22 protein-coding genes and 2 tRNA genes are annotated in these 25,394 nt (G+C 65.6%); 10 read left to right on the forward strand and 14 right to left on the reverse strand.

From position 1 onward, the window contains the following. The 4 genes from VIQ49_RS14945 to VIQ49_RS14960 all read left to right on the forward strand — a co-directional run. On the forward strand, positions 1-1,334 hold a 1,334-nt coding region (locus VIQ49_RS14945; RefSeq protein ID WP_331885931.1), incomplete at its 5' end, for a penicillin-binding protein 2. Between the two features lie 4 nt (positions 1,335-1,338). Continuing rightward, positions 1,339-2,700 (forward strand): protein kinase domain-containing protein, encoded by a 1,362-nt coding sequence (locus VIQ49_RS14950; protein WP_331885933.1) that lies wholly within the window; start codon positions 1,339-1,341, stop codon positions 2,698-2,700. Beyond that, positions 2,700-4,604: a Stk1 family PASTA domain-containing Ser/Thr kinase gene (gene pknB, locus VIQ49_RS14955; RefSeq protein ID WP_331885935.1), complete on the forward strand. Its 1,905-nt coding sequence runs from the start codon at positions 2,700-2,702 to the stop codon at positions 4,602-4,604. Before VIQ49_RS14950 ends, pknB begins: the two co-directional genes overlap by 1 nt. Before the next feature lie 111 nt (positions 4,605-4,715). Continuing rightward, positions 4,716-5,231 (forward strand): DoxX family protein, encoded by a 516-nt coding sequence (locus VIQ49_RS14960; RefSeq protein WP_331885937.1) that lies wholly within the window; start codon positions 4,716-4,718, stop codon positions 5,229-5,231. Positions 5,232-5,299: 68 nt separating this feature from the next. Here the strand turns inward: VIQ49_RS14960 and VIQ49_RS14965 are convergent, their stop codons facing one another. Further along, positions 5,300-5,950: a helix-turn-helix domain-containing protein gene (locus tag VIQ49_RS14965; protein ID WP_331885939.1), complete on the reverse strand. Its 651-nt coding sequence runs from the start codon at positions 5,948-5,950 to the stop codon at positions 5,300-5,302. A gap of 253 nt (positions 5,951-6,203) precedes the next feature. Here VIQ49_RS14965 and VIQ49_RS14970 point away from each other — a divergent pair, with 253 nt between their 5' ends. Then, a complete protein-coding gene (locus VIQ49_RS14970) occupies positions 6,204-7,679 on the forward strand; it encodes an MFS transporter (protein WP_331885941.1) in 1,476 nt (491 codons plus the stop codon). 6 nt (positions 7,680-7,685) lie between these two features. On the opposite strand, the gene VIQ49_RS14975 is transcribed toward VIQ49_RS14970, so the two are convergent. Next, the gene (locus tag VIQ49_RS14975; protein ID WP_331885973.1) at positions 7,686-8,327 is read right to left on the reverse strand and encodes an aminodeoxychorismate/anthranilate synthase component II; all 642 of its coding nucleotides are present in this window, start codon (positions 8,325-8,327) and stop codon (positions 7,686-7,688) included. A gap of 143 nt (positions 8,328-8,470) precedes the next feature. Here VIQ49_RS14975 and crgA point away from each other — a divergent pair, with 143 nt between their 5' ends. Beyond that, positions 8,471-8,761 carry a cell division protein CrgA gene (gene crgA, locus VIQ49_RS14980; protein ID WP_331885943.1) on the forward strand — a complete coding sequence of 97 codons (291 nt, stop codon included), beginning with the start codon at positions 8,471-8,473 and terminating at the stop codon, positions 8,759-8,761. A 171-nt stretch (positions 8,762-8,932) separates the two neighbouring features. After that, a complete protein-coding gene (locus VIQ49_RS14985; RefSeq protein ID WP_331885945.1) occupies positions 8,933-9,382 on the forward strand; it encodes a PH domain-containing protein in 450 nt (149 codons plus the stop codon). 54 nt (positions 9,383-9,436) lie between these two features. Here VIQ49_RS14985 and VIQ49_RS14990 read toward each other — a convergent pair whose 3' ends face one another. Both VIQ49_RS14990 and VIQ49_RS14995 read right to left on the reverse strand, forming a co-directional pair. Continuing rightward, complete coding sequence (locus VIQ49_RS14990; protein WP_331885947.1) at positions 9,437-10,321, reverse strand: rhomboid family intramembrane serine protease; 885 nt, start codon at positions 10,319-10,321, stop codon at positions 9,437-9,439. A gap of 6 nt (positions 10,322-10,327) precedes the next feature. Continuing rightward, positions 10,328-10,864, reverse strand: a complete 537-nt coding sequence (locus VIQ49_RS14995; protein WP_331885949.1) for a peptidylprolyl isomerase — start codon at positions 10,862-10,864, stop codon at positions 10,328-10,330. A 103-nt stretch (positions 10,865-10,967) separates the two neighbouring features. Here VIQ49_RS14995 and VIQ49_RS15000 point away from each other — a divergent pair, with 103 nt between their 5' ends. Together VIQ49_RS15000 and VIQ49_RS15005 are read left to right on the forward strand one after the other, a co-directional pair. After that, positions 10,968-11,582, forward strand: a complete 615-nt coding sequence (locus VIQ49_RS15000; RefSeq protein ID WP_331885951.1) for a hypothetical protein — start codon at positions 10,968-10,970, stop codon at positions 11,580-11,582. Between the two features lie 28 nt (positions 11,583-11,610). Then, the gene (locus tag VIQ49_RS15005; RefSeq protein ID WP_331885953.1) at positions 11,611-12,339 is read left to right on the forward strand and encodes a DUF4190 domain-containing protein; all 729 of its coding nucleotides are present in this window, start codon (positions 11,611-11,613) and stop codon (positions 12,337-12,339) included. A gap of 27 nt (positions 12,340-12,366) precedes the next feature. On the opposite strand, the gene VIQ49_RS15010 is transcribed toward VIQ49_RS15005, so the two are convergent. From VIQ49_RS15010 to VIQ49_RS15025, 4 genes are all read right to left on the reverse strand, one after another. Next, positions 12,367-13,293 (reverse strand): LLM class F420-dependent oxidoreductase, encoded by a 927-nt coding sequence (locus VIQ49_RS15010; RefSeq protein WP_331885955.1) that lies wholly within the window; start codon positions 13,291-13,293, stop codon positions 12,367-12,369. 180 nt (positions 13,294-13,473) lie between these two features. Beyond that, positions 13,474-14,538 (reverse strand): FecCD family ABC transporter permease, encoded by a 1,065-nt coding sequence (locus VIQ49_RS15015; RefSeq protein WP_331885957.1) that lies wholly within the window; start codon positions 14,536-14,538, stop codon positions 13,474-13,476. 2 nt (positions 14,539-14,540) lie between these two features. Further along, on the reverse strand, positions 14,541-15,521 hold the full coding sequence (locus VIQ49_RS15020) for a FecCD family ABC transporter permease (protein ID WP_331885959.1): 981 nt from the start codon (positions 15,519-15,521) through the stop codon (positions 14,541-14,543). 58 nt (positions 15,522-15,579) lie between these two features. Next, positions 15,580-16,593, reverse strand: coding sequence for an ABC transporter substrate-binding protein (locus VIQ49_RS15025; protein WP_331885961.1), 1,014 nt, complete (start codon positions 16,591-16,593; stop codon positions 15,580-15,582). Positions 16,594-16,722: 129 nt separating this feature from the next. On the opposite strand from VIQ49_RS15025, the gene VIQ49_RS15030 reads away from it, so the two are divergent. Further along, positions 16,723-18,303, forward strand: a complete 1,581-nt coding sequence (locus tag VIQ49_RS15030) for a helix-turn-helix domain-containing protein (protein WP_331885963.1) — start codon at positions 16,723-16,725, stop codon at positions 18,301-18,303. Positions 18,304-18,411: 108 nt separating this feature from the next. On the opposite strand, the gene VIQ49_RS15035 is transcribed toward VIQ49_RS15030, so the two are convergent. The 6 genes from VIQ49_RS15035 to VIQ49_RS15060 form a co-directional block, all read right to left on the reverse strand. Next, positions 18,412-18,484 (reverse strand) — tRNA-Ala (locus VIQ49_RS15035). 160 nt (positions 18,485-18,644) lie between these two features. After that, positions 18,645-18,718: transfer RNA gene (locus VIQ49_RS15040), tRNA-Ile, on the reverse strand. Positions 18,719-18,785: 67 nt separating this feature from the next. Then, complete coding sequence (locus VIQ49_RS15045; RefSeq protein WP_331885965.1) at positions 18,786-19,889, reverse strand: DUF3566 domain-containing protein; 1,104 nt, start codon at positions 19,887-19,889, stop codon at positions 18,786-18,788. Positions 19,890-19,965: 76 nt separating this feature from the next. Continuing rightward, the gene (gene gyrA / locus VIQ49_RS15050; protein ID WP_331885967.1) at positions 19,966-22,476 is read right to left on the reverse strand and encodes a DNA gyrase subunit A; all 2,511 of its coding nucleotides are present in this window, start codon (positions 22,474-22,476) and stop codon (positions 19,966-19,968) included. A gap of 48 nt (positions 22,477-22,524) precedes the next feature. After that, a complete protein-coding gene (gene gyrB / locus VIQ49_RS15055) occupies positions 22,525-24,561 on the reverse strand; it encodes a DNA topoisomerase (ATP-hydrolyzing) subunit B (protein ID WP_414731641.1) in 2,037 nt (678 codons plus the stop codon). Positions 24,562-24,967: 406 nt separating this feature from the next. Continuing rightward, positions 24,968-25,394 (reverse strand): DciA family protein (locus VIQ49_RS15060; protein WP_331885971.1); only part of this gene is annotated, 427 nt, incomplete at its 5' end.

Here is a 25,394-nt window from a genome sequence, read left to right on the forward strand (position 1 = left end):
CCGCAGGCAACGACGTCATCGCCCAGTCGGCGCCCACCGACGACCGCCTGAAGTACCTGCGCACCTACCCGAACCCGTGGGCCCCGGCGTACGCGCCCGTCACCGGCTTCTACTCGTTCCAGTACGCCAGTTCCGGACTCGAGCAGGCCGAGGACGGCATCCTCAACGGCAACGACGACCGCCTCTTCGGACAACGGTTCGCCGACATGTTCTCCGGCCGCGATCCCCGCGGCGGCAACGTCATCACCACCATCAACCCGCAGGCACAGCAGGTCGCCTACGAACAGATGATGGCCGGGTGCAACGGCGGCTGCCGCGGTGCGGTGGTCGCCATCGCACCGAGTACCGGCGCGATCCTGGCGATGGTCTCCACCCCCAGCTACGACCCCAACCTGCTGGCCAGCCACGACTCCACCGTCCGTGAAGACGCCTGGGCAACCTGGAATCCCACCGACACCACCGGATTCCAGCCGATGCTCAATCGCGCGCTGAACGAGACCTACCCCCCGGGATCGACGTTCAAGGTGATCACCGCGGCGGCAGCACTCGAACAGGGCGTCGACCCGAATGTGCGTCTGACCGCGGACAACAGCATCGTCCTACCGCAGACGCAGACGTCGCTGACCAACTACGGCAACTCGACCTGCCCCGACTCGAGCGGCGGCACGGTCACCCTGCACCAGGCTCTGGAGTACTCGTGCAACACGGCGTTTGTCGATCTGTCGACGTCGAAGCTGCAGAACCCGATCGATACGGTCAAGAACCAGGCCAATGCGTTCGGCGTCGACACGAAGCTACCCGACACCCCGCTCCCGGTCTCCGAATCGACGATGGGTCCGGTCCCTGACCTCGCCGCGCTGGGCCAGAGCTCGATCGGTCAGCGGGATGTCCGGTTCACCCCGATCCAGAACGCGATGATCGCGGCCACGATCGCCAACGGCGGTGTTCGAATGCAGCCGTATCTCGTGGATAAACTCCAGGGTCCCGACCTCAAGACACTGAACACCACCCGACCGAACTCGCTCAACGAACCGATCTCCGCGCAGACGGCGGCGACGCTGACCGCGATGATGATCGATTCCGAGCGCAACACCACCGGCGCCGGCGGACCGGTGTCGATCGCGTCGAAGACCGGTACGGCCGAACATTCCGACACCCAGGGGTCCGACGAGACCCCGTTCGCCTGGTACATCGCGTTCGGGCCGTCGGCCAATGCCCAGGTCGCGGTGGCAGTGATCGTCGAGAACGGCGATGGAGGACTACAGGCAACGGGCGGCTCGTCGGCCGCTCCGATCGGGCGCGCGGTCATCAACGCGCTCGTAGGTGAGAGGTGACCGCGTGACTTTGCAAGGTGGTACGACGATCGCCGGCCGTTATCGGCTGATGCGGCTGATCGCGACCGGCGGCATGGGCCAGGTGTGGGAAACCATGGACACCAGGCTGGGCCGCCGTGTCGCCGTCAAGGTGCTCAAGGCAGAGTTCTCCGACGATCCCGAGTTCCTCGAGCGTTTCCGCACCGAGGCCCGCACCACCGCCCAGCTGAACCATCCGGGTATCGCCAACGTCTTCGACTACGGCGAAGCGCAGGACCCCGGCGCCGGATCCGTCGCCTACCTGGTGATGGAACTGGTCAACGGTGAGCCACTGAACGCGGTGTTGTCGCGGGTCGGACGGCTGTCCCTGCACAACACCCTGGACATGCTCGAACAGACCGGACGGGCGCTCAAGGCTGCGCACGACGCCGGACTGGTCCACCGTGACGTCAAGCCCGGCAACATCCTGATCACGCCCACCGGACAGGTGAAGATCACCGACTTCGGTATCGCCAAGGCCGTCGACGCCGCGCCCGTCACCCAGACCGGCATGGTCATGGGTACCGCGCAATACATCTCACCCGAGCAGGCACTGGGCGAAGACGCGACCGCGGCGTCCGACGTGTACTCGCTCGGTGTCGTCGGCTACGAGGCGATCTCCGGACGACGTCCGTTCCTCGGGGACGGCGCCATCACCGTCGCGATGAAGCACATCCGCGAAGAGGCACCGCCGCTGCCGACCGAACTGCCGAACAACGTTCGTGAACTCATCGAGATCACGATGGCCAAGGATCCCCAGCAGCGCTACTCCGACGGCGGCGAGTTCGCGAATGCCGTCGCAGCGGTGCGAGCCGGTCGTCGCCCGCCGATGCCGGGTTCCGCAGGAGCGGCCGCGGCCCGTCCGGCGACGGCTATGATCCCACCGTCGACAACCAACGCCGTCCGGGCCACGCCTCCCCCCAAACCGGTGTCCCAGGACGGATGGTCGGGTGGACAGAAAGCGCTGGCCGCAGTGGCCGTGTTGCTGCTCCTGGGAGCACTTGTCACGGTCGGCTACCTGCTGATGTCGTCCAACGACAGTTCCGACACCCCTACGCCGAGTTCATCGCGCCCGACGACCACCACGACAACCACCACCACGACTCCGGAAACCACCGAGGAGACGACGACCACCACCACCCGGTCGACGACCACGACAACAACGACCACCGAGGAAACCACGACGACCACCACGCCTGAGGAGACCACCACGACCACCACGCGCGACCCGATCTTCACGCTGCCGACCATCCCGATCCCCGGGTTGCCGGCACGCGAGCAAGCCGAGCCCGACTCTTCTGAGTCCACGTCGACGTCTGTGGACCCTGACTCCGGGAACGGTGGTTGATGGCCGGCCCCCGGCAGGTTTCGGAGCGCTACGAACTGGGCGAAACGCTCGGTTTCGGTGGCATGTCCGAGGTACATCTCGCCCGTGATCTGCTGCTCCACCGCGATGTCGCGATCAAGGTGCTTCGTGCCGACCTCGCGCGGGACCCCACGTTCTATCTCCGCTTCCGGCGTGAGGCCCAGAATGCGGCGGCGCTGAATCACCCGACCATCGTGTCGGTGTTCGACACCGGCGAGGCCGAGACACCCGAGGGCCCGTTGCCTTTCATCGTGATGGAGTTCGTCGACGGCGAAACCCTGCGTGACGTGCTGCGCGCCGAAGGTCATGTCAGCCCTCGTCAGGCGATGACCTGGGTTGCGGATGTGGCTGCAGCCCTTCACTTCTCACATCAGAACGGCATCGTGCATCGCGACATGAAGCCGGCCAATGTGATGATCGACAAGTCCGGCGCTGTGAAGGTGATGGACTTCGGTATCGCACGTGCGATGTCGGATACCGGCAACTCCATGACCCAGACGGCAGCGGTCATCGGCACCGCTCAGTACCTGTCACCGGAACAGGCCCGCGGCGAGAGTGTCGATGCCCGCAGCGACGTGTACTCGCTCGGCTGCGTCCTGTTCGAATTGCTCACCGGAGAGCCGCCGTTCACCGGTGATTCGCCTGTGGCGGTGGCCTATCAGCATGTGCGGGAAGACCCGCCGACCCCGTCGTCGGTGCGTCCGGGTGTTCCGGCCGAACTCGACTCCGTGGTGCTCAAAGCCATGAGCAAGAACCCCGCGAACCGCTATCAGTCGGCCGCCGAGATGCGCTCCGATCTGATCAAGGTCCTCGCGGGCGGCAAACCGAGTGCGCCGATGGTGATGAGCGACGAGGACCGCACCGCACTCATCGACACCGGACCGCGGGCCCGGGTCAGCCGGATCGGTGCCGCGAGTTCTGCGCATCGCAGCGACGATGACGACCCACCACCGAAGAGGCGTACCGCACTCAAGTACGCCGCGTTCAGCGCTCTGGCGCTGCTGGCGATCGTGGCGGTCACGCTCCTGCTCATCCGGCCGTGGGGCTCGGACGAGACGCCGCAGATCTCGATTCCGCGGGTCTCGGACATGTCGGCGGCGGACGCGCGCGCCGAACTGGAGACCCTGGGTTTCCGGGTCAACCAACTCGACGAGCCCAGCGCCACCGTGGCGCAGGGCGCCCCGACACGCACCACCCCTGGTGAGGGCGTGTCGGCCGACAAGGGCTCGACGGTGACGCTGTACATCTCCGCCGGACCGCAGCGCCAGCAGGTGCCCGATGTCAAGGGGCTCACCCTCGAGGCGGCGACCACCCAGCTCAACAGCGTCGGGTTCGGCAACGTCAGATCGGTCGAGGTCAGTTCCACCGCGGACCTCGAGGGCAAGGTGGTGGGAACCACTCCGGCGGCCAAGAGCACCGAGACCGTGACGACCCAGATCACCATCCAGGTCGGAACCGGTCCGCGGCGCGTCACCGTGCCCGACCTCACCGGGCAGAGGCTCGAGCAGGCGCGCACCAACCTGACGCAGCTCGGGCTCGAGATCTCACCGATCGAGGCCGATTCCGAACTGCCGGCGGGCACCGTCATCAGCACCTCACCGAACTCCGGTGAAGAGGTCGACGAGGGCAGCATCGTCCAGGTCACCGTCAGTCGCGGCAACATGTTCGTGGTGCCCGACCTCCGTGGCAGGACCGCGACCCAGGCCGAGACCCAGCTGACGACGGCCGGTTGGGAAGGTGGGACCGTCACCTCGGTCCCTCGGAATGTCCCGCTCGGCAGTGCCGACGACGGCAAGATCCTCGATCAGACGCCTGCTCCCGGGGAGCTCGCGCGCAAGAACGGGGCCATCACCATCACGGTCGGACGGGCCAGTCTCCTGCCGTAGGAGAAGGGCCGGTTCGGCCACCTCGCCGCGCCGGATGCCATGACGAGGTGGTACACCCTTCGTAGGCCAGATTTGCCGCATGCATGCCATAAACGAAGGGTCCCAGCACCGATGACAAGCTTGTTCCGCGCACCTAAGACCGACCACACCGCCGTCCAGTTGCTGCTCCGTGCCGCCATCGGCGGAACCATGATCGCCCATGGCGTGAAGCACGGCCGCAGTCTCGAGGGCACCGCCGGCTGGTTCGGATCGATCGGCTTCCGTAAGCCGAAACTGCAGGCGCAGGCATCGGCCGTGGTCGAGGTCGGGGCGGGCGCGGCGATTGTCGCCGGCGCTGCCACCCCGCTCGCCGCGTCCGCCGTGGTCGGCACGATGGCCGTGGCCGCCCGTTCGGTGCATCAGCCCAATGGCTTCTTCATCACCTCGGAGGGCTGGGAGTACGTTGCCAACCTCGCGGCCGCAGCCGTGGCCCTCGCCGCGATCGGCCCCGGCCGCTTCAGCGTCGACCGCGCACTGGGGCTCGACAGCAAGCTCAGCCCCAACCAGGGTGCCGCCCTGGCAGCGGGTGTGGGGCTGGTCGCTGCCGGCGCCCAGCTCGCCGCCTTCCACCGCCCGGTGGCCAAGTAGTCCGATGCAGACACACAGGCCGGCGACCCGGAAAGGGTCGCCGGCCTGTGGCGTATCGGGGGTTTTTCTCAGCGGGTCACGGGTGCGGTCCACATACCGACCATGGCGTCGATGAGGTCTGTCCCGAAGTCGTCCCAGCTCGTGGCTTCGGCGGCGCCGTCGTTTGCGAGCTGGAGTTCCCGCTCCGCGCACATGTGGGTCATCAGAAGCCGGCCCATCGAGCCGCGGGCGGTCCGGATGTCGGCCGGCAGGTATGCCAGCGCCTCCCCGAGGCCCCGCACCATCGGGGTCAGTGAGGGCGAGACCCGTTCAGTCTCCTGGTAGGCCAGCACACGCAGGGTCGGGTCTGTGGCGACTTGCGCGTTGAACCGGGCGAACCAACTCGGGGTACCCAGTTCTGCCATGTGCACCGTGGATGGTCTGACCAGGCAGGTGATCCACGCGCGGATGTCGGTGGAACCCTCGACGTCTTGGAGAACCTTCGCGCGCGTTTCTTCGATCTTCAACGAATGCTTGTTGACGATCGCCAGGATGAGATCGTTTTTGGTACCGAAGTGGTAACCGACCGCCGCGTTGTTGCCCTGTCCCGCGGCCTCACTCACCTGACGATTCGAGATCGCGAAAACGCCCTGTTCGGCGAAGAGCCGTTCGGCAGCGCTGAGGATGAGTTCTCGCGTGGCAATCGCACGCGTCGATTTTGATCCAGCCGTCGCAGTCATCGACGCATTTCCACCTTCGCTTCTGAACAGGCCGTCAGGCGATGGGCGCCTGGTTCCTGACGCCATTCAACCGCCATTCAGCCATCGGCGTCAATCAGGTGATTTAGCAGCGTTTTACCGGTACCGACGATTATCCGAGCGTGCTGTTGATCACGTCCCACTTGGCTCAGTTGACTGAAACACGTCACGGATCTAGCTTGAGTAAGTCAATTGATTGATTGATGCTCTCGAGTCCCGTCCGATGGAGTCCGCGATGTCAGCAGTTGTCGAACCGGGCACCGACCGGCGAGCAGATGGCAATCCGGCGGCCATGGTGGCGGTGCTCGCATTCTCCGGAGTGGTCGCCGCTCTGACCCACAGCATGATCATTCCGATCATCCCCCAGTTGCCCGGACTACTGGATGCCTCCGCCTCCAACACCGCCTGGGCGATCACCGCGACCCTGCTCGCAGCCGGAGTCTCCGTCCCGGTGATGGGTCGTCTCGGCGACATGCTCGGCAAACGCCGGATACTGCTGGTCTGCTTCTGTTTGCTGATCACCGGATCGACGGTCTGCGCGCTCGCGTCCGACGTCGTGACCCTCATCGTCGGCCGGTCCCTGCAGGGTCTGTCGGCCGGAGTCATCCCACTCGGCATCAGTGTCATGCGGGACACCCTGCCGGCGAAGCGACTTCCCGGCGCCGTCGCCACCATGAGCTCCTCACTCGGCGTCGGCAGCGCGCTCGGACTGCCCATCGCCGCTGTGGTCGCCGACTACACCAACTGGCACGTCCTGTTCGCGATGTCCGCGGTTCTGGCCGGTGTCGCGATGGTGCTGGTGATCGTTGTGGTCCCAGAATCGGATACCCGCTCCGGCGGGAGCTTCGACTTCGGTGGTGCGCTCTCACTGGCGGTGGGACTGGTCTGCCTGCTGCTGGCGATCTCCAAGGGTGCCGATTGGGGTTGGACATCCGGCACCATCACCGGTCTCGCGGCCACGTCGGCGGTGTCGCTCGGCCTCTGGATCTGGTGGGAACTGCGAGTCCGGCAACCGATCATCGACCTTCGCGTCAGTGTTCGGCCCCAGGTCCTCTTCACCAACATGGCCTCGATAGTCATGGGGTTCGCCATGTTCTCGATGAGTTTGGTGTTCCCCCAGGTGCTGCAACTACCGACCGCCACGGGGTACGGCCTCGAGCAGTCGATGCTGGTCGTCGGCCTCGTGATGGCACCATCGGGCGTGATGATGATGCTGGTCTCGCCGCTGTCGGCGCGCATCACCACAACGCGAGGACCGAAAACCACGCTGATGTGTGGTGCGATCGCCTCTGCCGTCGCCTATTCGATCGGCGTGATGTTCATGCACTCGATCTGGCAGATGGTCCTCATCTCGATCATCGGCGGCTTCGGTGTCGGCTTGGCCTACGGCGCGATGCCGGCATTGATCATGGGTGCGGTACCCGAGTCCGAAACCGCTGCCGCGAACGGCTTCAACACGTTGATGCGTTCTCTCGGAACATCTTTCGCGAGTGCAATCGCCGGAGTCATCCTCGCCCGGTTGACGATGTCGGTGGGTGGCGTGACGTTGCCCACCGAGAATGCCTTCCGCATCGTCATGGCCTGCGGCGCCGGCGCTGCCCTCGTCGCATTCGGAATCGCCTGCTTCATTCCCAAGATCGTCGCCGTACCCACTGAACTCGAAATCAATATCGCAGACGCGAAACAGGATTCGCTTTCCCGCGCTCGTTGACGTCGTTCAGCCCAGAGCCGCCGCGACCTGAGCTTCGAGGGTGTTGACCTGACCGTCGGGCACAGCCATCCCGCAGACCGTCAGCCAGTTGGCGAGCATGCGATGACCGCCCTGCGTCAGAACACTTTCCGGATGGAACTGCACCCCATGGATCGGGAGTTCCCGGTGGCGCATGCCCATGACGATCCCCGACTCGGTGCGTGCGGTCACGATCAGCTCGTCCGGAATGGTCTCCGGCAGCACGGTGAGCGAGTGATACCTGGTGGCGGTGAAAGGATTCGGGAGTCCGGCCAGGACACCCTCGTCGTTGTGGGTCACCAGTGAGGTCTTGCCGTGGAGGAGTTCGGGTGCGCGGTCGACGGTGGCGCCGAACGCAGCGCCGATGGCCTGGTGGCCCAGGCAGACACCGAGCAGCGGCGTACCGGCGGCAGCAGCTGCACCCACGAGCGGCATGGTGGCGCCGGCCCGTTGCGGGGTGCCGGGGCCGGGTGAGAGCAATACACCGTCGAAGTCCTCGATCGCGGCCGCCGGATCGTCGAGCCGCTCGTCGTCGTTGCGCCAGACCTGGGCGTGCACACCGAGCTGTCCGAGATATTGGACGAGGTTGTAGACAAAGCTGTCGTAGTTGTCGACAACCAGGATCTGCACAGGAGCGCCGGAGTTCACGTCGTCAGGCTACCTGGGTCGATGTGGCGAGCTCACGCCACTTTCCGGTAAGCGCAGAACTGTGGCCTCGGCGACGGGTGAGTTAGGTTATAGGGAAACGTCTGTGACCGCGAACCGAGGAAGTCATGCCCAAGTCAAAGGTCCGCAAGAAGACCGACTACACGATCAACCCTGCCAGCCGCACACCGGTGAAGGTGAAGGCCGGCCCGTCCGGCACCGTCTTCGTCTCGGTGATGCTCGGCCTGATGCTCATCGGCCTGGCCTGGCTGATCGTTTTCTACCTTGTCGCCACACCCGAGTCTCTCGGCGCCCCCGGCAAGGCACTCAACTGGATGTACGAGCTCGGCGCCTGGAACTTCCTGATCGGCTTCGGCTTCATGGTCGCGGGTCTCCTGATGACGATGAAGTGGCGCTGAGCAGCACCGATTTGATCCACAGCTGTGGAACAACATGTGTGTAATTCATCCCCACTGTGGATAAACCCTGTGGATCGAAGTGGTGTTGAGCTGCTTTTTCGATGATTCACAGCTGTGGAACAACATGTGTGTAATTCATCCTCAATGTGGACAAGGCCTGTGGATAACTCTGTGAGCGCGCGCCTGGAATGGGCTTCACCGACCCCGATGGGTGTGGTGATGGTGCTCGGCGGCCTTGTTCTCGGCGGTGCCGGACTCCTGTCGGGCACCGACCCGGCGGGCATGGTCCTGATGCTCATCGCCGCGGTGTTGCTGCTGGTGATCGGTGGGCTGAGTCTCTGGATCCGACCGAAACTGGCCGTCGAGGGCCGGCGGATCCACATCCGCACCCTTTTTCGGGGAACGTGCAGCTATTCCTTCGACAACGTCCGTCGAGCGCAGCTGCTCACGTATCCGCGGTTCGGGCGACGGGTGCCACACCTCGAGTTCGATCTGGACGACGAGCAGGCCAACGACGGCGAGCGCCTGGTCATCTACGGACGCTGGGATCTGGGCACCAGTCCGTTCGACGTGGCCGAAGCTCTGCGTGCGGCGGGATTGACGGTCGAAGAGCGCAAGTAGAGCCGGTCACCCCCCCCCGCGGGAACCAGCCACGCCGGGGAATGCCGAGAGACGTCAGAAAGTCAGGGTCTGGGCCTTCACGATGCCGATGGCCAGCGCCACCACGATCAGCACGCCCATCGTCAGGAACCCGACGGCGGTCGCGTTGCGGGGATTGCGGGCCTTCGCCGGCAGCAACTGCGGGCCGTAGACGATGCCGGCGGCCGCTGCGGCGCCGAATGCGAGGCCCCCGAGGTGCGCCCACAGAGAGATGTTCGGAATCGTGAACGAGAGCACCACGTTCAGCCCGATGATGCCGTACACGCCGGTGGCCGGGATCTTGGCTTTCAGCACCACGATCAGCGTGGCACCCATCAGTCCGAAGATCGCTCCTGAGGCACCGGCGTTGATCGCCAGTGAGTCACCGAGAAGCATCACCATGGCACTGCCACCGAGCAGGGATGTCAGATAGATCCCGAGGAACCGGACAGTTCCCAGGGTCAGCTCGACGTCGCGACCGAGGATGTACAGCGAGAACATGTTGATCCCGACATGGATCAACGAGAAATGCAGGAAGCCGGCGGTCAGCAGACGCCAATACTCGCCGGAGGCCATGAACGGACCCCAGAGCGCACCGTCGACGAACACCTGAGACGAACGGACCTCGGAGATGCTGCGCGCCTGAGCTGCGACGATCACGAACAGGGCGATGTTGATCGCCATCAGTCCGTAGGTGGCCCAGGCGGTCTTGGCACCGATGGTGCGGGCCACGGAAACCTGCCGGCCCGAGGCCCGGACGCAGTCGACACAATGCTGGCCGACTGCGGCCGGGGTCAGACAATCGGGGCACGCCGGACGCCCGCACCGGCTACAAGCCAGGCCCGTCGGCCGATCGGGGTGCCGAACACAGACCTGTGTCGGTGGCGACGGCGATTGGGAGGGCGGGGGCCGGAATGTCACAACAGGTCAGGAAATGGTGATCCGCTCGATGACAACATCGTCCAGCGGCCGGTCCCGGCGATCGGTGGCAACGGTGCCGATCGCGTCGACAACCTTCTTCGACTCGTCGTCCTCGACCACACCGAAGATGGTGTGCTTGCGGTTCAGGTGCGGGGTCGGGCCGACGGTGATGAAGAACTGCGAACCGTTGGTGCCCGGCCCGGCGTTGGCCATCGCCAGCAGGTAAGGCTGGTTGAAGGTGAGTTCCGGGTGGAACTCGTCTTCGAACTCGTAGCCGGGGCCACCCATACCGGTTCCGGTGGGGTCACCGCCCTGGAGCATGAAACCGGAGATGATCCGGTGGAAGACGGCGCCGTCGTAGAACGGCCCGCTGTCCCCACCCGACGCGTTGGCGGTCGAGTAGTCCTTGGAGCCATCTGCCAGGCCGGTGAAGTTCGCAACCGTCTTGGGTGCGTGGTTACCGAACAGGGCGATCTTGATGTCACCGTTATTGGTGTGCAGTGTCGCGGTTGCGGTTTTCAATGCTGTGGTCACGCCCACCATGGTGCCATTACGGGCTCCGGGTGACAGACGCAACCGCCCAGTTACCCCGGCGGATGGCACTAGTCTGGAGCCGATCGAAGCCGGTTTCACCCGAGGAGGTTTCATGAGCACACTCGAATCCGATCTGAAAGCAGTACGAGACAAGGCGATCGCATTGACCTCTGGTCAGCGCCTGCGGCTCGGTACCCACCAGAGCCTGGCCGGACTGTCGAATGTCACCCGGGGATCACTCGGACTCAGTGGTGTCGGCATCCGCAAGACGTTCAACACCGCCGCCACCGCCACCCGCAGTACCGGAGCTGCCGCCTGGACCGGCGCCAAGAAGATTGGTGGCCAGGCACATTCGAAGGAAGTCGAACTCGCCGCGGATGCCCGTCGCCTGACCGACGAATACCGTCACCGCGCAGCGGAGGCCTTTCCCGTGCAGATCACCAATCCGACCGTGGTGTCCGGTCTGCAGCGGGCCGGCCTCGCCGACTCCCTGCCCGAGAACGTCGCCACGATCAAGCCGTCACGGCGACGCCTCAAGATCGCCCTCGTGGTCGCCGGCGCCGTCGCCACAGGTGCCGCCGTCTTCGCGATCTCACGTCGTCGCCGCCCGGCACCGCCGTCGGTTGCCGCCGCTCCACCCCGGCTGACCGACGTGCCGGTTGCCGATGACGAGGCCAAGGTTTCTGCTCCCGCATCACCGGCATCGGGCGGGCAGACCGGGAGCTGACCTCGGTCCGACGGGTACCGTGGCATCCGTGAGTGTTGAGAACGGGGACCCAGACCGGCGACGCAATACGGCCGTGCCCGCATGGGAGCAGCGCGGACCTGCGGGTGCGCCACCTGCCGGTTATCGGCAGCCCCCGCGTCACGGGTCGGGCCCTGCTCCGCAGGCTGTGCGCCCGGGGCCACCGCCCGGCTACCAGCCATCACCGAGTCACGGTGCCCCGCCGCCCGCGGCCACCGGTCCGGCGCAGAGCGCTCCCTACCGACCGGCTCCACGACAGCCGGGTCCCGGGCAGACCGGCCCGCAGCAACCGCCGACGCGGCGGCAGCCGCCGAACGCCTCACCGGCCCCGCTGAGCGGCCCGGCCGCCGGGATCGGCGCACCGGCCACCGGCGCCGGCAACGCATATTCGCAGACGACCGATCCAGCTGATCGCCGAAATGACAACTACGACGACTACTCGGCCGCCTACAACGACGCCCCCGTCGAGGACCACGATTCCGGAGCAGAGATGACCCCCGCACCCACCTCGCGGGCCAACAAGACCAACACCCTGTCGGTGGTGGCGTTGGCCCTGTCGGTGATCGGCGTGACGTTCATCATCGGGATCGTGTGTGGCCATGTGGCTCGGTCACAGATCCGTCGCACCCGAGAGCAGGGCGACGCGTTCGCCATTGCCGCGCTGTGGGTGGGCTACCTCTATCTGGCTGCCTCCGTGCTCGTACTGGGCGGCTACTTCTATATCGTCGGGTCCGGCTGACCGGGCCAACGGGCGGCCTTCACCCTCTCAGAGCTGCGGCATGACCTTGTCGGCGATGAACTCGATGTGGGCCAGGTCTGCCATGTCGAGCACCTGCAGGTAGACCCTGGATGCTCCGATCGCCGCGTAGGTGCCGATTTTCTCGACGATCTCGTCAGCGGATCCGGCAAGTCCGTTGGTCTTGAGGTCATCGACCTCCCGGCCGATCGTGGCCGCCCTGCGTGCCACCTCGGCGTCGTCGGCGCCCGCACACACCACCAGCGCCACGGAGTAGGTCAGCTCGTCGGGTGCCCGGCCGCGGTCCGTACATGCCTGCCGGACCCGGCCGAACGTCTCCTGGGCGGCGTCCGCGGAGACGAACGGAACGTTGAACTCACTGGCGTACTGTGCGGCCAGCGCGGGTGTCCGCTTCTTGCCCTGACCGCCGAGCACGATCGGTGGAGCCGGCGACTGGACCGGTTTGGGCAACGCCGGAGAATCGGTCACCGTGTACTCCTTGCCACTGAACGAGTACGTCTCCCCCGCCGGCGTCTTCCACATCCCGGTGATGATCTCCAGTTGCTCCTCGAGTCGGTCGAAACGCTGACCCAACGGCGGGAACGGGATGGCGTAGGCGGCGTGCTCGGCCTCGTACCAGCCGGCACCGAGACCGAAGTCGACGCGGCCACCCGACATCTCATCGACCTGGGCCACCGAGATCGCCAGTGGGCCCGGGTACCGGAACGTCGCCGACGTGACCAACGTGCCGAGCCGGATGGTCGACGTCTCCCGAGCGATGCCTCCGAGGGTGACCCAGGAATCCGTCGGTCCGGGAGCGCCGTCGACGCTCATCGCGAGGTAGTGGTCGGATCGGAAGAAGGCGCCGAATCCGGCTGCCTCCGCGGTCTGGGCCACGGCGAGCTGATCGCTGTACGTGGCACCCTGCTGTGGTTCGACGAAGACGCGTAATTCCATGTCTCCCACTCTTGCCGCACTGCCGCGTGATCGCCAACTCGGGCGGCGGGGCATTGTTTCCCGTGAAACAATCACATCGTTGTCATTCGTCGACAGGTGTCCGAACGGCCGTAGGACACAACGGGAATGACCAGGTCGGCGATGAAGCTGTCGAGGCTCGGAAGGGCGTGACTGACTCGTTCAGGTACGGCGCCGCACCTCCCGGACAATGAGCCAGACCAGATAGCTGCCGCCGACGACGACCGTGACGACACCGACCGGCGCCGAGGTGGGCAGCACATGTTGCCCGATCACGTCGGCCGCCGCGAGCAGCAGGGCACCGGTGAGTGCGGCTGGTGCGACGGCGATACCCGGTGACCGGGTGAGCCGTCGGGCGATCTGCGGTGCCGCGAGGGAGATGAACGCGATCGGTCCGGCAGCCGCGGTGACGGCGGCGGTCAGCGCGACGCCGACCACGATTGCCCCGAGTCGGATCGGCTCCGCGCGGACGCCGGTCGAACGCGCGGCGTCGTCGCCCAGCTCGAGCTGTCGCAGGCCCGGTGCGAGCAGAGCGAGGATCCCCAGCAAGGTCAGTGCCACGGCGCTGCCGATACCGGCCTCGGTCCAGCCGATGCCGGTGAGCGAACCGGCGCCCCAGGAGGTAGCAGACATCGCGACCTCCATATCGGCGGTGAGCATGAGCCACGTGTTGAACGAACCCAACATCGCCGCGACTGCGATACCGACGACGATGAGACGGAAGCCTTGGGCGCCTCCGCGCCACGCCACGGCGTAGACAACCGCCGCAGTGACAAGGCCGCCCACGATGGCACCGGCCGCCTGCTCGAGATAGGTGCCGCCGATCACAATGATCACCACGAGTGCACCGGTATACGAGCCGGCCGAGAAGCCGATGATGTCGGGCGACGCAAGCGGGTTGCGGGTCAGCGACTGGAACACCGCCCCGGACGCACCAAGGGCTGCTCCGAAAGTCGCGGCTGCCAGGGCTCGCGGCACGCGCCATTCCAGGATGACCACACTGGCGAACCCGGCATCCGGGTCACCGGTCACCACGGCCCACACCTGCGACAGTGACACCGAGTAGCCCCCGAGGAACAGAGCCGTGACACTCACCGCGAGCGTGACCATCAGAATCGCGGCGCACACGACGAGGGAGCGGACCCGCCAACGCAGGGCTGCTCGGCGGCGCCGCACGACAACGGTCCGCTCCCCGAAGTCGACTGTTCGGTGCGTTGCGTCCGGCACGGTCACAGACCACTCGCGTTCCGGCGACGCACGAGCACGATGAGCACCGGTGCACCCACGAACGCCGTCACGATACCGACAGGGATCTCGGCAGGATGGACCACGACCCTGCCGATGATGTCGGCCGTGAGCACCAGCGATGGCCCCAGGACAAGAGTGAGGGCGATGATCCACCGCTGGTCGGGGCCGGTGAGCCAGCGGGCGAAGTGCGGCACCATGAGACCCACGAAGCCGATCGGCCCGGCGATCGCGTTCGCTCCGCCGGCCAGCAAGGTCACCGCGAGGATCACCACGACCCGGGTGCGGTCCACGTGGGCCCCGAGCGACCTCGCCTGATCGTCGCCGAGTGCGATCGCGTTCAACGATCCCGTCACCGACAGCGCGAGGACGACGCCGACAACCAGAAACGGCAGCACCGGGAGCAGAACGTCCCAGCCACGGCCCACAACGGTGCCCGCATTCCAGGTGCGCATGTGCTCGAATGTGCGGGTGTCCGCCATGACCATCGCGGTCACGAGGCCGGACAGCACCGCGCTGAGCGCCACCCCGGCCAGCGTGAGCTGTATCGGGTCGACACCACCTCGGCCCGCTGACCCGATGACATATACCGCGACCGTGACGACGATGGCGCCGGCGAACGCGAACCACACGTACCCGCCGACCGAGGTCACGTGGAAGACGCCGATCGCCAGGGCCACCGCGAACGCTGCTCCGGCATTGACCCCGAGGATGCCGGGGTCCGCGAGTGGGTTGCGGGTGAGCGCCTGGATCAGGGCGCCGGCCACGCCCAAGGCGACGCCGGCAGCCAGGGCCGTCGCGGTCCGCGGGATTCGCAGGTCCCACACAACATAGGCGTCACCGCGGCCGGTGTTGTCGCGCAGGGCTTCGCTCACGACCGAGAGTGGGATGTCTCGCGAACCGACCGAGATACTCAACAGAACCAGGAGCGCCAGCGCCGCAATCGCGAGCAGAAGTGTGAGCACGCGCCTCGACCAGGCCGCGACGCGAGGAACATCGGACGGCCGGGTCGAGAGGCTGGATCTACTGACCACCCTGATTGAGCTGTGACTGGGTCAGCGTCGGAACGATCTGCTCCAGCGCCCACAATGTACTGGTCGCGGTGCCACCGTTGACGGCATTCCACTGGCCTGGACTCAGGAAGATCAGCGTCCCGTTCTTTGAAGCCGGCAGTTCTGCGACACGGGGGTCTGCTTCGAGAACCGCGCGGATCTTCCCGCTCGGGTCACGGTTCTCTGCGGCGATCAGGACAACGTCCGCGGTGAGGAGGTCGACGTTCTCCTGTGAGAAGCCGACCGCCGCCGAGCCACCCTCGCCATCGACCGGCTGCCCCTCCCCCGCCTGCAGGCCCAGGCCGAGAAGCGGAGCCGCGGCGTATTCGGTCAGGAACAACTGTTCACCGTCGCCGAGAGCGGCGATCTGGAACGTCGCCCCCTCGATTCCTGGTACTTGCTCCGCGATCTTGGCCAGGTCCGCCGTGTAGTCGGCCTCGACCTCGTCGACGATCGCCGGATCGTGCCCGGTGAGGGTCGCCAAGGCCGCGAGGTCGGCCTGCCAACTTGTGTTCGTGTCGGTCTCGATGCCGACGTAGGTGGGCGCGATCTTCGAAAGCTGTTGGTAGAGCTGCTCGTCGGTCTGCCAGATGGTGGTCAGGATCAGGTCCGGGTCGAGCTCGGCGATCTCCTCCGGCGACGGCTGGTAATCCGCCGTGAAGAGCTCGGGCGTCGCCTCGCCTTCGTATGTCCCCTCCATCCATGGGTACGAGGCGATGAGCGCCTCGTCGTCCGAGCCGTAGTCGGTGAAGGCGACAGGGGTCTCGTCGAGCAGGGTCAGCAGTTCGAGGTGGCGACCGCTCAACGCAACGATGCGCTGCGGATCGTCGGGCACCGTGATCTCGCCGTAGGCGGTGTCGATCGTGACGCCGCCGGCGACCTCGGGGTCGTCGCTGCCACAGGAGGTGAGAGCGAGGGCGAGGGCGAGGCCGACGGCCGCGGCGAGCAAGGTGTGCGCGCGCACGCGCACTCGTGAGTGGGTCATCCAAGTCCTTGATTCTGGGGCAGCGACGCCCACTAGATTAGCCTTGCCTAAATCGGTGGTTTTATCCTGAAGTGCCGCCTTTTACTAGTTACCGGAGAGGACCCTGTGATCCAGCCATGGCAACTTCGGTTGGATCAATCGCTCCCGCCGCTCACGACGGGAAGGATCACCGAAGACCAGCTGCCCGTGCTCCTGTGGGTACACACCGGCACGGCGACGGTCGAAGCAGCCGGCGCGAGCCACATCCTGACTGCCGGCCAAGCTCTGTGGGTTCCCCCGGGAGTCGAGCACGGCACACGCACCGAGGCCGGCGGCGTCGTCCTGCCGATCTTCCCGAGCACGCCCGCCCTGCCAGACGCCCCGGCGCACATCCGCGCCGTCGAGATGCCGGACAGCTGGACCGATTGGCTCGTCTCCCAGTTCGACTTCAACCGGCACCACACGCAAGACAAAGGCGCTGGGGTCCGGGAGTTGCTTGCGATCGTGGGCGGCGAAGGTGCGACTACCTCACTCACGGCGAGCTCTCCCGAGCCGCCGCCGCTGACCATGCCTTCCTCGAAGCAGGCTCGAGCCGTTGCCGAGGTGTTTCTCCGGTCGCCGGCCGACCCCACCAGTGCGTCAGACCTGGCCGCACAAGAGAACATCAGTGTGCGCACGCTGCAGCGCCAGTTCCACGATGAGACGGGGCTGACGCTGTCAGAGTGGCGCACCCGCGCTCGGGTGACCGTGGCGGCGTCGAAGCTCACGATGGGGCGCGAGGTCGGGTGGGCCGCCCGAGACGTCGGCTACCAGACATCCGCAGGCTTCACACGCGCGTTCCGCCGTCACATGGGTGTAGCGCCCAAGGACTACCTCCGCAGAGGTGCCACGGGTACCGAGCGCACCGTCAACATCGCACCGGCACTCAACCGAGAGCCTCCTGCGGTCCCGCCGCGTCGGGTGTGGAGCTGGGTGTTCGACTGGCACGTGCTGTGGTGGGTCTACCGAGGCGAGGTGGCGATTCGCATCGGCACCCGAGAGGTGGTGCTGCGTCACGGTCAAGCCGTCTGGATCCCCGCCGGGTACTCGGCGTCGGTAGACGAGCGCGACGATGGCTCGATCCTGCTCCCACTCGGCAACCGTCTGGGCGGCGCCGAGCTGGGACCCGACGATCTGCGCATTCTGGACCTGCAGGATCTGCAGACCCCATACCTTCTGCACACGGTGCTCATGGAGTACACACTCTTCGGACTCGTGACGGAGGACGGCGGGAACCGCGAGGCACTGGCCGACGTGCTGTTCCGGGAGCAGTTCGCCGACGGCTCACCGCGTGTGCACGCGGGCTCATTGACAGGTGCGGTCGCTGTCATCGCGCGTCAACTACGGCTCAATCCCTCGGACTCCAGCTCACTTGCGGAATGGGCAGAGGTTGTTGGAGAGCCGACCGGACGACTCGGCCACGAGTTCGTTCATCAAACCGGCCGCGACTTTCCTCGGTGGCGGGCAGACCTACGCATGAGCCTGGCACGTGAGCTCCTGCGGGACGGGTCGACACCACGCGCGGCGGCGCGAATGCTCGGTTATGCGACAAATGCAGGTTTCGGCCAGGTCTTCACGGCCACGCACGGCCTGACACCGCGCCAGTACCAGCAGCGAGTCATCCCGCGTCAGGTCGTGAGCTCGGACGTGAAGACCAATCGACGGGACTCGGCGCAGACTGCGTGGCACTGACATTGCCTGCCGCAAGGGTCTGTCCACGGGGATCTCCACGGGGATCTCCACAGCAAAAAGCCGCCTTCCAGTTTCTGGGAAAGCGGCCTCGAACTGTTACTTCTCTTGTGGAGCCTAGGAGATTCGAACTCCTGACATCTGCCTTGCAAAGGCAGCGCTCTACCAACTGAGCTAAGGCCCCGGGTTCTAGCTCTCGGGCAGTCCGTGCCAGATCTCGATGTTGCGACGAGACTCGGCAAGCAGACCGGCGACGATGAATGCCAGCGCCGCGGCGGTGATCAAGACGAACTTCATCACCCTCCCTTTCGGGTTCTGTCCGCGGTGTGGACTCATGGTCACAGTGGGCCTAGGAGGACTTGAACCTCCGACCTCTTCGTTATCAGCGAAGCGCTCTAACCGCCTGAGCTATAGGCCCTTGAACCGAAATCAGAGATTACCCGACGTCGGCCCAAGACAACAAAACGGCTGGTCAAAGACCCTCTTCAGTCGCGATCGGCGAGCGTGACCTCGAGGCCGCCGACAAGATCGGACGACAGGTTGTAGATGAACGAACCAATCGTCGCCAAAGCTGTGAACAAAACCACGTTCACGGCCCCGATCAGGGCGGCGATTCCGAACACACCGCCCGCGCTGATCTCGAAAGACGACTCCGCGGTGGTATCACTCGATACCAGCGTCCCGAACGAATTGTTGACCTGATCCCAGACCCCCATGCCGTCGAGGATGAGATACAACACACCGATTGCGATCATCCAGACAAAGAACGACGCCACCGACAACACGGCCGAGACCTTGAAGGCCGCCCACGGATCGATCCGACGCAGCTGTACCGACGCACGCAGCGGCGCGCCCGCCACACCGTGCGTCGGCAGGGCTGAGATCGGCTGTACCGGCGCCGGAGTGGCTTCGGGATGATGAATGGCATCGAGGTCCGGGAGCTCTTCCTGAACGAGATCCCGGCGATCGATGTTCCTGGTCGGGCCGTCGATCAGTTTCGGTGCCGCGGTTCCGGTGATGACCGGGCGTTTCACGGGCGCAGGGCCACTCTGCTGACCCGGCGCACCCGAGCCCGAAGACGGACGCCCTGGCATCGGTCCCGCCGGACCCCGACCTTGTGTCGGGGCACCGGGAGGCGCCTGGCCCGCGGCTCCCGGGGGTGGCTGACTGCCGGCCGGAGGCGGCGGTTTACCCGGTCCGCCCGCCGGACCCCGCCCGGCCGGACCCTGCGAAGGGGGTTGCTGTCCCGGACCGGGACCGCCGGCACGCTGCCACGGCGGCACCCCACCGGGACCGGTGCCGGTCGGACGACCCGCCACCGGGGCCGTTGTCGGAGCCTGTTTCGGAGACGGTGAGGCCATGGGCTGTGCCTTTGTCTCGTCGCCTGCGGGCTGCGCCTTGCCGGGGGCCGTGTCGGCACCCCGGGCCGGCTGTTCCTGCACAGAGACGGCCGGGCGGGCACCATTGGTGCCCGCAGCAGGCGCTGCCGCACCTGCTCCGCTCGACGAAGCCGGCTTGTGCACAGGTCCACTGGTTCCGGCCGAGTCGCCTGCGTTCGTCGGATCCTTGGGCTCGTTGGGTGTGCTCATGCGTTCCTTTGCCTTCGGCGTCGTCTCGCGGAGCACTTCGTCTGCTCCGACCGTTCAGTGCTGCTTGTCTCCTGGCCTACTTCTTGCCAGCAGGCCCGGTCGGCTGTTCGATCGGTTCGTCCGGTTCGTCAGCGTTACGGGCAATAGCCAAGAGAGTAGTTCCTTCGTCCAGGTTCATCAGGCGGACGCCCTTGGTTTGGCGTCCGGCCTTGCGGACCTGGCGCGCTGCCGTGCGGATGACACCGGCACCCGAGGTGATCGCATAGAGCTCGCTGTCGTCATCCACGATCAACGCGCCGACCAGCGCACCACGACGTTTGTCGTACTGGATGGTCAACACACCCTTGCCACCGCGGCCCTGCACCGGGTAGTCGTCCATGGCGGTGCGCTTCGCGTAGCCGCCCGAGGTCGCCACCAGCAGATATGTACCTTCGCGGACCACGTTCAGCGACAACAGCTGATCTTCGTCGTTGAAGCGCATCCCCTGAACACCGGAGGTCTGCCGGCCCATCGGACGAAGAGCGTCATCGGTCGCGGAGAACCGGATCGACTGACCCTTCGTGGACACCAGCAGCAGGTCGTCCTCGGCGCTGCACAGCTGTGCACCGACCAGTTCGTCCTCGCCGCGCAGGTTGATCGCGAAGATGCCACCGGAGCGGTTGGAGTCGAAGTCGACCAGTCGCGACTTCTTGACCAGTCCGTTGACGGTCGCGAGCACCAGGTAGGGCGCATCCTCGTAGCTCTTGATCTGAATGACCTGTGCGATCCGCTCCTCCGGCTGGAAGGCCAGGAGGTTGGCCACGTGCTGTCCGCGAGCGGTGCGGTTGGCCTCCGGGAGCTCGTACGCCTTGGCCCGGTACACCCGGCCCTTGGTCGTGAAGAACAGGATCCAGTCGTGCGTGGAGCACACGAAGAAGTGCCGGACGATGTCGTCCTGCTTGAGTCCGGCTCCCTGCACACCCTTACCGCCGCGCTTCTGGCTGCGGTAGAGATCGGTTTTGGTGCGCTTGGCGTAGCCGGTCTCGGTGATGGTGACCACCACGTCTTCCCGGGCGATCAGATCTTCGTCGGAGACATCTCCGTCTGCCGCAATGATTCTCGTGCGGCGATCGTCACTGAACTTGTCGACGATCTCGCGCAGTTCGTCGCGCACGATCGCCCGCTGACGTTCCGGCCTGGCCAGGATGTCCTGCAAATCGGCGATGTATGTCTCGATCTCGGCGAGTTCGTCGATGATCTTCTGACGCTCCAGGGCGGCGAGACGGCGCAACTGCATCGCGAGAATGGCGTCGGCCTGGATCTCATCGACATCGAGCAGGTCCATCAATCCGGTGCGGGCCAGATCAGCGGTCTCCGACCGGCGGATCAATGCGATCACTTCATCAAGTGCGTCAAGGGCTTTGACCAAACCGCGCAGGATGTGGGCGCGCTCTTCCGCCTTACGCAACCGGTACCGGGTACGCCGGATGATGACGTCGATCTGGTGGGCCACGTACAGCCGGATCATCTGGTCGAGCCGCAGGGTACGCGGCACGCCCTCGACGATCGAGAGCATGTTCACACCGAAGCTCGTCTGCAGCTGGCTGTGCTTGTAGAGGTTGTTCAGGACAACCTTCGCCACCGCGTCGCGACGCAGGGTGACCACGATCCGCATGCCCACTCGATCCGACGACTCGTCGTCGATCTTGCTGATGCCCTTGAGTTTTCCTTCGTTCACCTGTTCGGCGATCGACAGGATCATGTTGTCCGGGTTCACCTGGTACGGCAGTTCGGTGATGACCAGGGTGGTGGTGCCCTTGTTCTCCTCGATGTCGACCACACCGCGCATGCGGACACTGCCGCGTCCGGTGGTGTAGGCATCGCGGATACCCTGGCCGCCGACGATCAGTCCTGAGGTCGGGAAGTCGGGACCCTTGACGTACTCCATGCAGGCCGCGAGCGTGGTCTCTTCGTCGGCCTCGAAGTTGTCAAGGGCCCAGAAGATCGCGTCGGAGACCTCACCGAGGTTGTGCGGCGGGATGTTGGTCGCCATACCGACCGCGATACCGCTGGAGCCGTTGATCAGCAGGTTCGGGACGCGGGACGGCAGAACCGTCGGTTCCTGGGTCTTGCCGTCGTAGTTCGGCGTGAAATCGACTGTCTCCTCGTCGATGTCACGCAGCATCTCCATCGCCAGCGGTGTCAGGCGGGCTTCGGTGTAACGCATGGCTGCCGCGCCGTCGTTGCCGCGGGAACCGAAGTTGCCCTGGCCGTCGACCAGCGGGTAACGCATCGACCACGGCTGGGCCAGACGCACGAGGGCGTCGTAGATCGCGGTGTCACCGTGGGGGTGGTAGTTACCCATCGTCTCGGCAACCGGCTTGGCCGACTTGACGTAGCTGCGGTCGGGCCGGAAGCCGGCATCGTTCATCGCATAGAGCAGCCGGCGGTGCACGGGCTTGAGGCCGTCGCGGACCTCGGGCAGCGCACGGCCCACGATCACGCTCATCGCGTAGTCGATGTAGCTGCGCTGCATCTCCTGCTGGATGTCTACCGGTTCGATGCGGTCGCCTTCGCCACTCTCGGGCGGCAAGGTGGTGTCGGTCATCGTTTCACTTTCGTTGTCTCAGGTTGTGGTGAGGTTGCCGTCTGCGGATCAGACATCCAGGAAGCGAACGTCTTTCGCATTGCGCGCGATGAAGCTGCGGCGAGCCACCACGTCCTCACCCATCAACACACTGAACAGCTCGTCGGCGGCGGCGGCATCGTCGAGTGTCACCTGACGGAGAACCCGGACCGCGGGGTCCATGGTGGTCTCCCACAGTTCCTTGGCGTTCATCTCACCAAGACCCTTGTAGCGCTGGATTCCGTCGTCCTTGTTGATCTTCTTGCCGGCCTCGGCACCTGCCTTGAGCAGGCCGTCGCGTTCGCGGTCGGAGTAGGCGAACTCCGCCGCGGCACCCTTCTGCCACTTGAGTTTGTACAGCGGCGGCTGCGCCAGGTAGACGTGACCGTGTTCGACGAGCGGCCGCATGAAGCGGAACAGCAGCGTCATCAGCAGCGTCGAGATGTGTTGTCCGTCAACGTCGGCGTCGGCCATCAGCACGATCTTGTGGTACCTGAGCTTGGAGATGTCGAACTCTTCGTGGATACCGGTGCCGAACGCCGTGATGATCGACTGGACCTCGGTGTTCTTGAGCACCCGGTCGATGCGGGCCTTCTCGACGTTGATGATCTTTCCGCGGAGCGGCAGGATCGCTTGGTACATCGAGTCGCGTCCCGACTTGGCGCTACCGCCGGCCGAGTCGCCCTCCACGATGTAGACCTCACACAGGCTCGGGTCTTTGCTGCGGCAGTCGGCGAGCTTGCCGGGCAGTCCACCGATGTCGGTTGCGCTCTTGCGGCGCACCAACTCTCGGGCCTTGCGGGCCGCGAGGCGGGCCTGCGCGGAATCGAGTGCCTTCCTGATGATGATCTTGGCCTCGGCCGGGTTCGCCTCGAACCAGTGCGAGAGGTGTTCGTTGCTCACCTTCTGCACAAAACTCTTGACCTCGGTGTTGCCGAGTTTTGTCTTGGTCTGGCCCTCGAACTGGGGATCGGAGACCTTCACCGAGATCACCGCGGCCAGACCCTCCCGGATGTCGTCACCGGTGAGCTTGCCGTCCTTTTCCTTGACCAGCTTCTTGTCCAGCGCATAGCGATTCACGGTGGTCGTCAGTGCCGCGCGGAAACCCTCTTCGTGGGTTCCGCCCTCATGGGTGTTGATGGTGTTGGCGAACGTGTGCACCGACTCGGCGTAGCCACCGTTCCACTGCATCGCGACCTCGAGCTCATGGCCCGTGCCCTTGGCGGTGAAGCCGACGATCGAGTTGTGAATCGGCTGCTTCGTCCGATTCAGGTGGGCCACAAAGTCTTCGAGGCCGCCGGGGTAGTGATAGGTGCGGGTCCGGCTCTTGCCTCGATGGACCTCGGGCTTCGGCTGGTCGCCATCACCCGTCGATTCCGCCAGCTCGGTGTTGTCGGCCTCGGCGGCGAGTTCGTCTTCGGACTTCGGGGCCTCGGCATGCTCCATGGCCTCGCCGTCTCCGGCCTCGATGGACTTCGGGCGTTCATCGGTCAGCGTGATGGTCAGGCCCTTGTTGAGGAAGGCCATCTCCTGCAGGCGCCGCGCGATCGTCTCGAAGTTGTACGTCGTGGTCTCGAAGATCTCGTCGTCGGCCCAGTAACGGACCAGGGTGCCGGTCTTGCGTGTCGGCGCTCCCTTGACCAGTGCTTCCGGAACAGCCTTGTTGTAGGTCTGTGTCCACGAGAATCCGGCATGGTCGATCTCGAGCTCGACCTTGGTCGACAGCGCGTTGACAACCGAGATGCCCACACCGTGCAGACCGCCGGACACCGCGTAGGAATCGGAGTCGAACTTGCCGCCGGCGTGCAGCTGGGTCATGACGACCTCGACGGTCGGGACACCGGTCTTGTGCATTCCGGTGGGGATACCGCGTCCGTCGTCGACGACCTGGACGGCGCCGTCGGCGCGCAGGGTGACATCGACGCGGGTGGCGTATCCGGCCATCGCCTCGTCGACGGAGTTGTCGACAACTTCCCAGATCAGGTGGTGGAGACCGCGCTCACCGGTGGAACCGATGTACATACCCGGTCGTTTCCGGACGGCCTCGAGACCCTCGAGGATGCTGATCGAGTCTGCACCGTATTCGCTGTTCCCCTTCTTCTTTGCCGGGGCTTTCTTCGCCGGTGCCGGGTTCTTGTCCGGTTCCGGGGCTGCCGGTTGCTGGGGTTCGGTGCTGTCGGCCACGAGTGCGTCCGCTCCTTACATCGCCATGTGAGTCGCACCACGCAGCACGCACCCGGCAGTCATGATCTCTGCCTGTTCCGGGGGTCTCCACGCGGCGGTCTACCCCGGTTCGGGGCAACTCTCTACATACTACTGGGTAACGCGACTCCGAATAGCCCTGCCGCCCCCCTGAGAAGTCCGCTGACGGCTTTTTTCGGCTGAAGCCTAGTCGGACCGACAACTCCGGAGTCCGGTGTTCGTTGCGGTGGGTTTCTCGTCCATTCGACGAGACCTGCCGCGCGGGCCGGTTCTATCCGTACGTGTCGCGCGGCCCACGGCCGCGGACGTGACGCTCCCCTTTGCGCCAGGACGGGCCCTGCGGACCGGTGATCCGCAGGCTCGTCACCACGTTGTCACCGGCCGCCGCTGCGATCTTCGCGATGATCTGGGACTGGATCAACCGCAGCTGGGTGGCCCAGGCCGTCGACTCCGCTGTCACATGTAAAACTCTGTCCTGCAATGCTTTTGGTTGGGCGTGTGCGGCAATCTCTTCGCCGACGATGCGATCCCACGCCCCGAATACGGTGCCTTCGCTGATCTTCGCGCTCCAGCCGCGACGTCCGGCCAGGCCGCCGACGAGGCGCCCGAACGGCTGCGGATCGTACTGATCGGGGCCCGCACCGGTCCAGGTGCGGCGGGTGACCCTGCGCGCTCCCGTTGGCCGCGCAGCCGGTGAG

This window comes from Williamsia sp. (assembly GCF_036566845.1).
Classification (GTDB): Bacteria; Actinomycetota; Actinomycetes; order Mycobacteriales; family Mycobacteriaceae; genus Williamsia.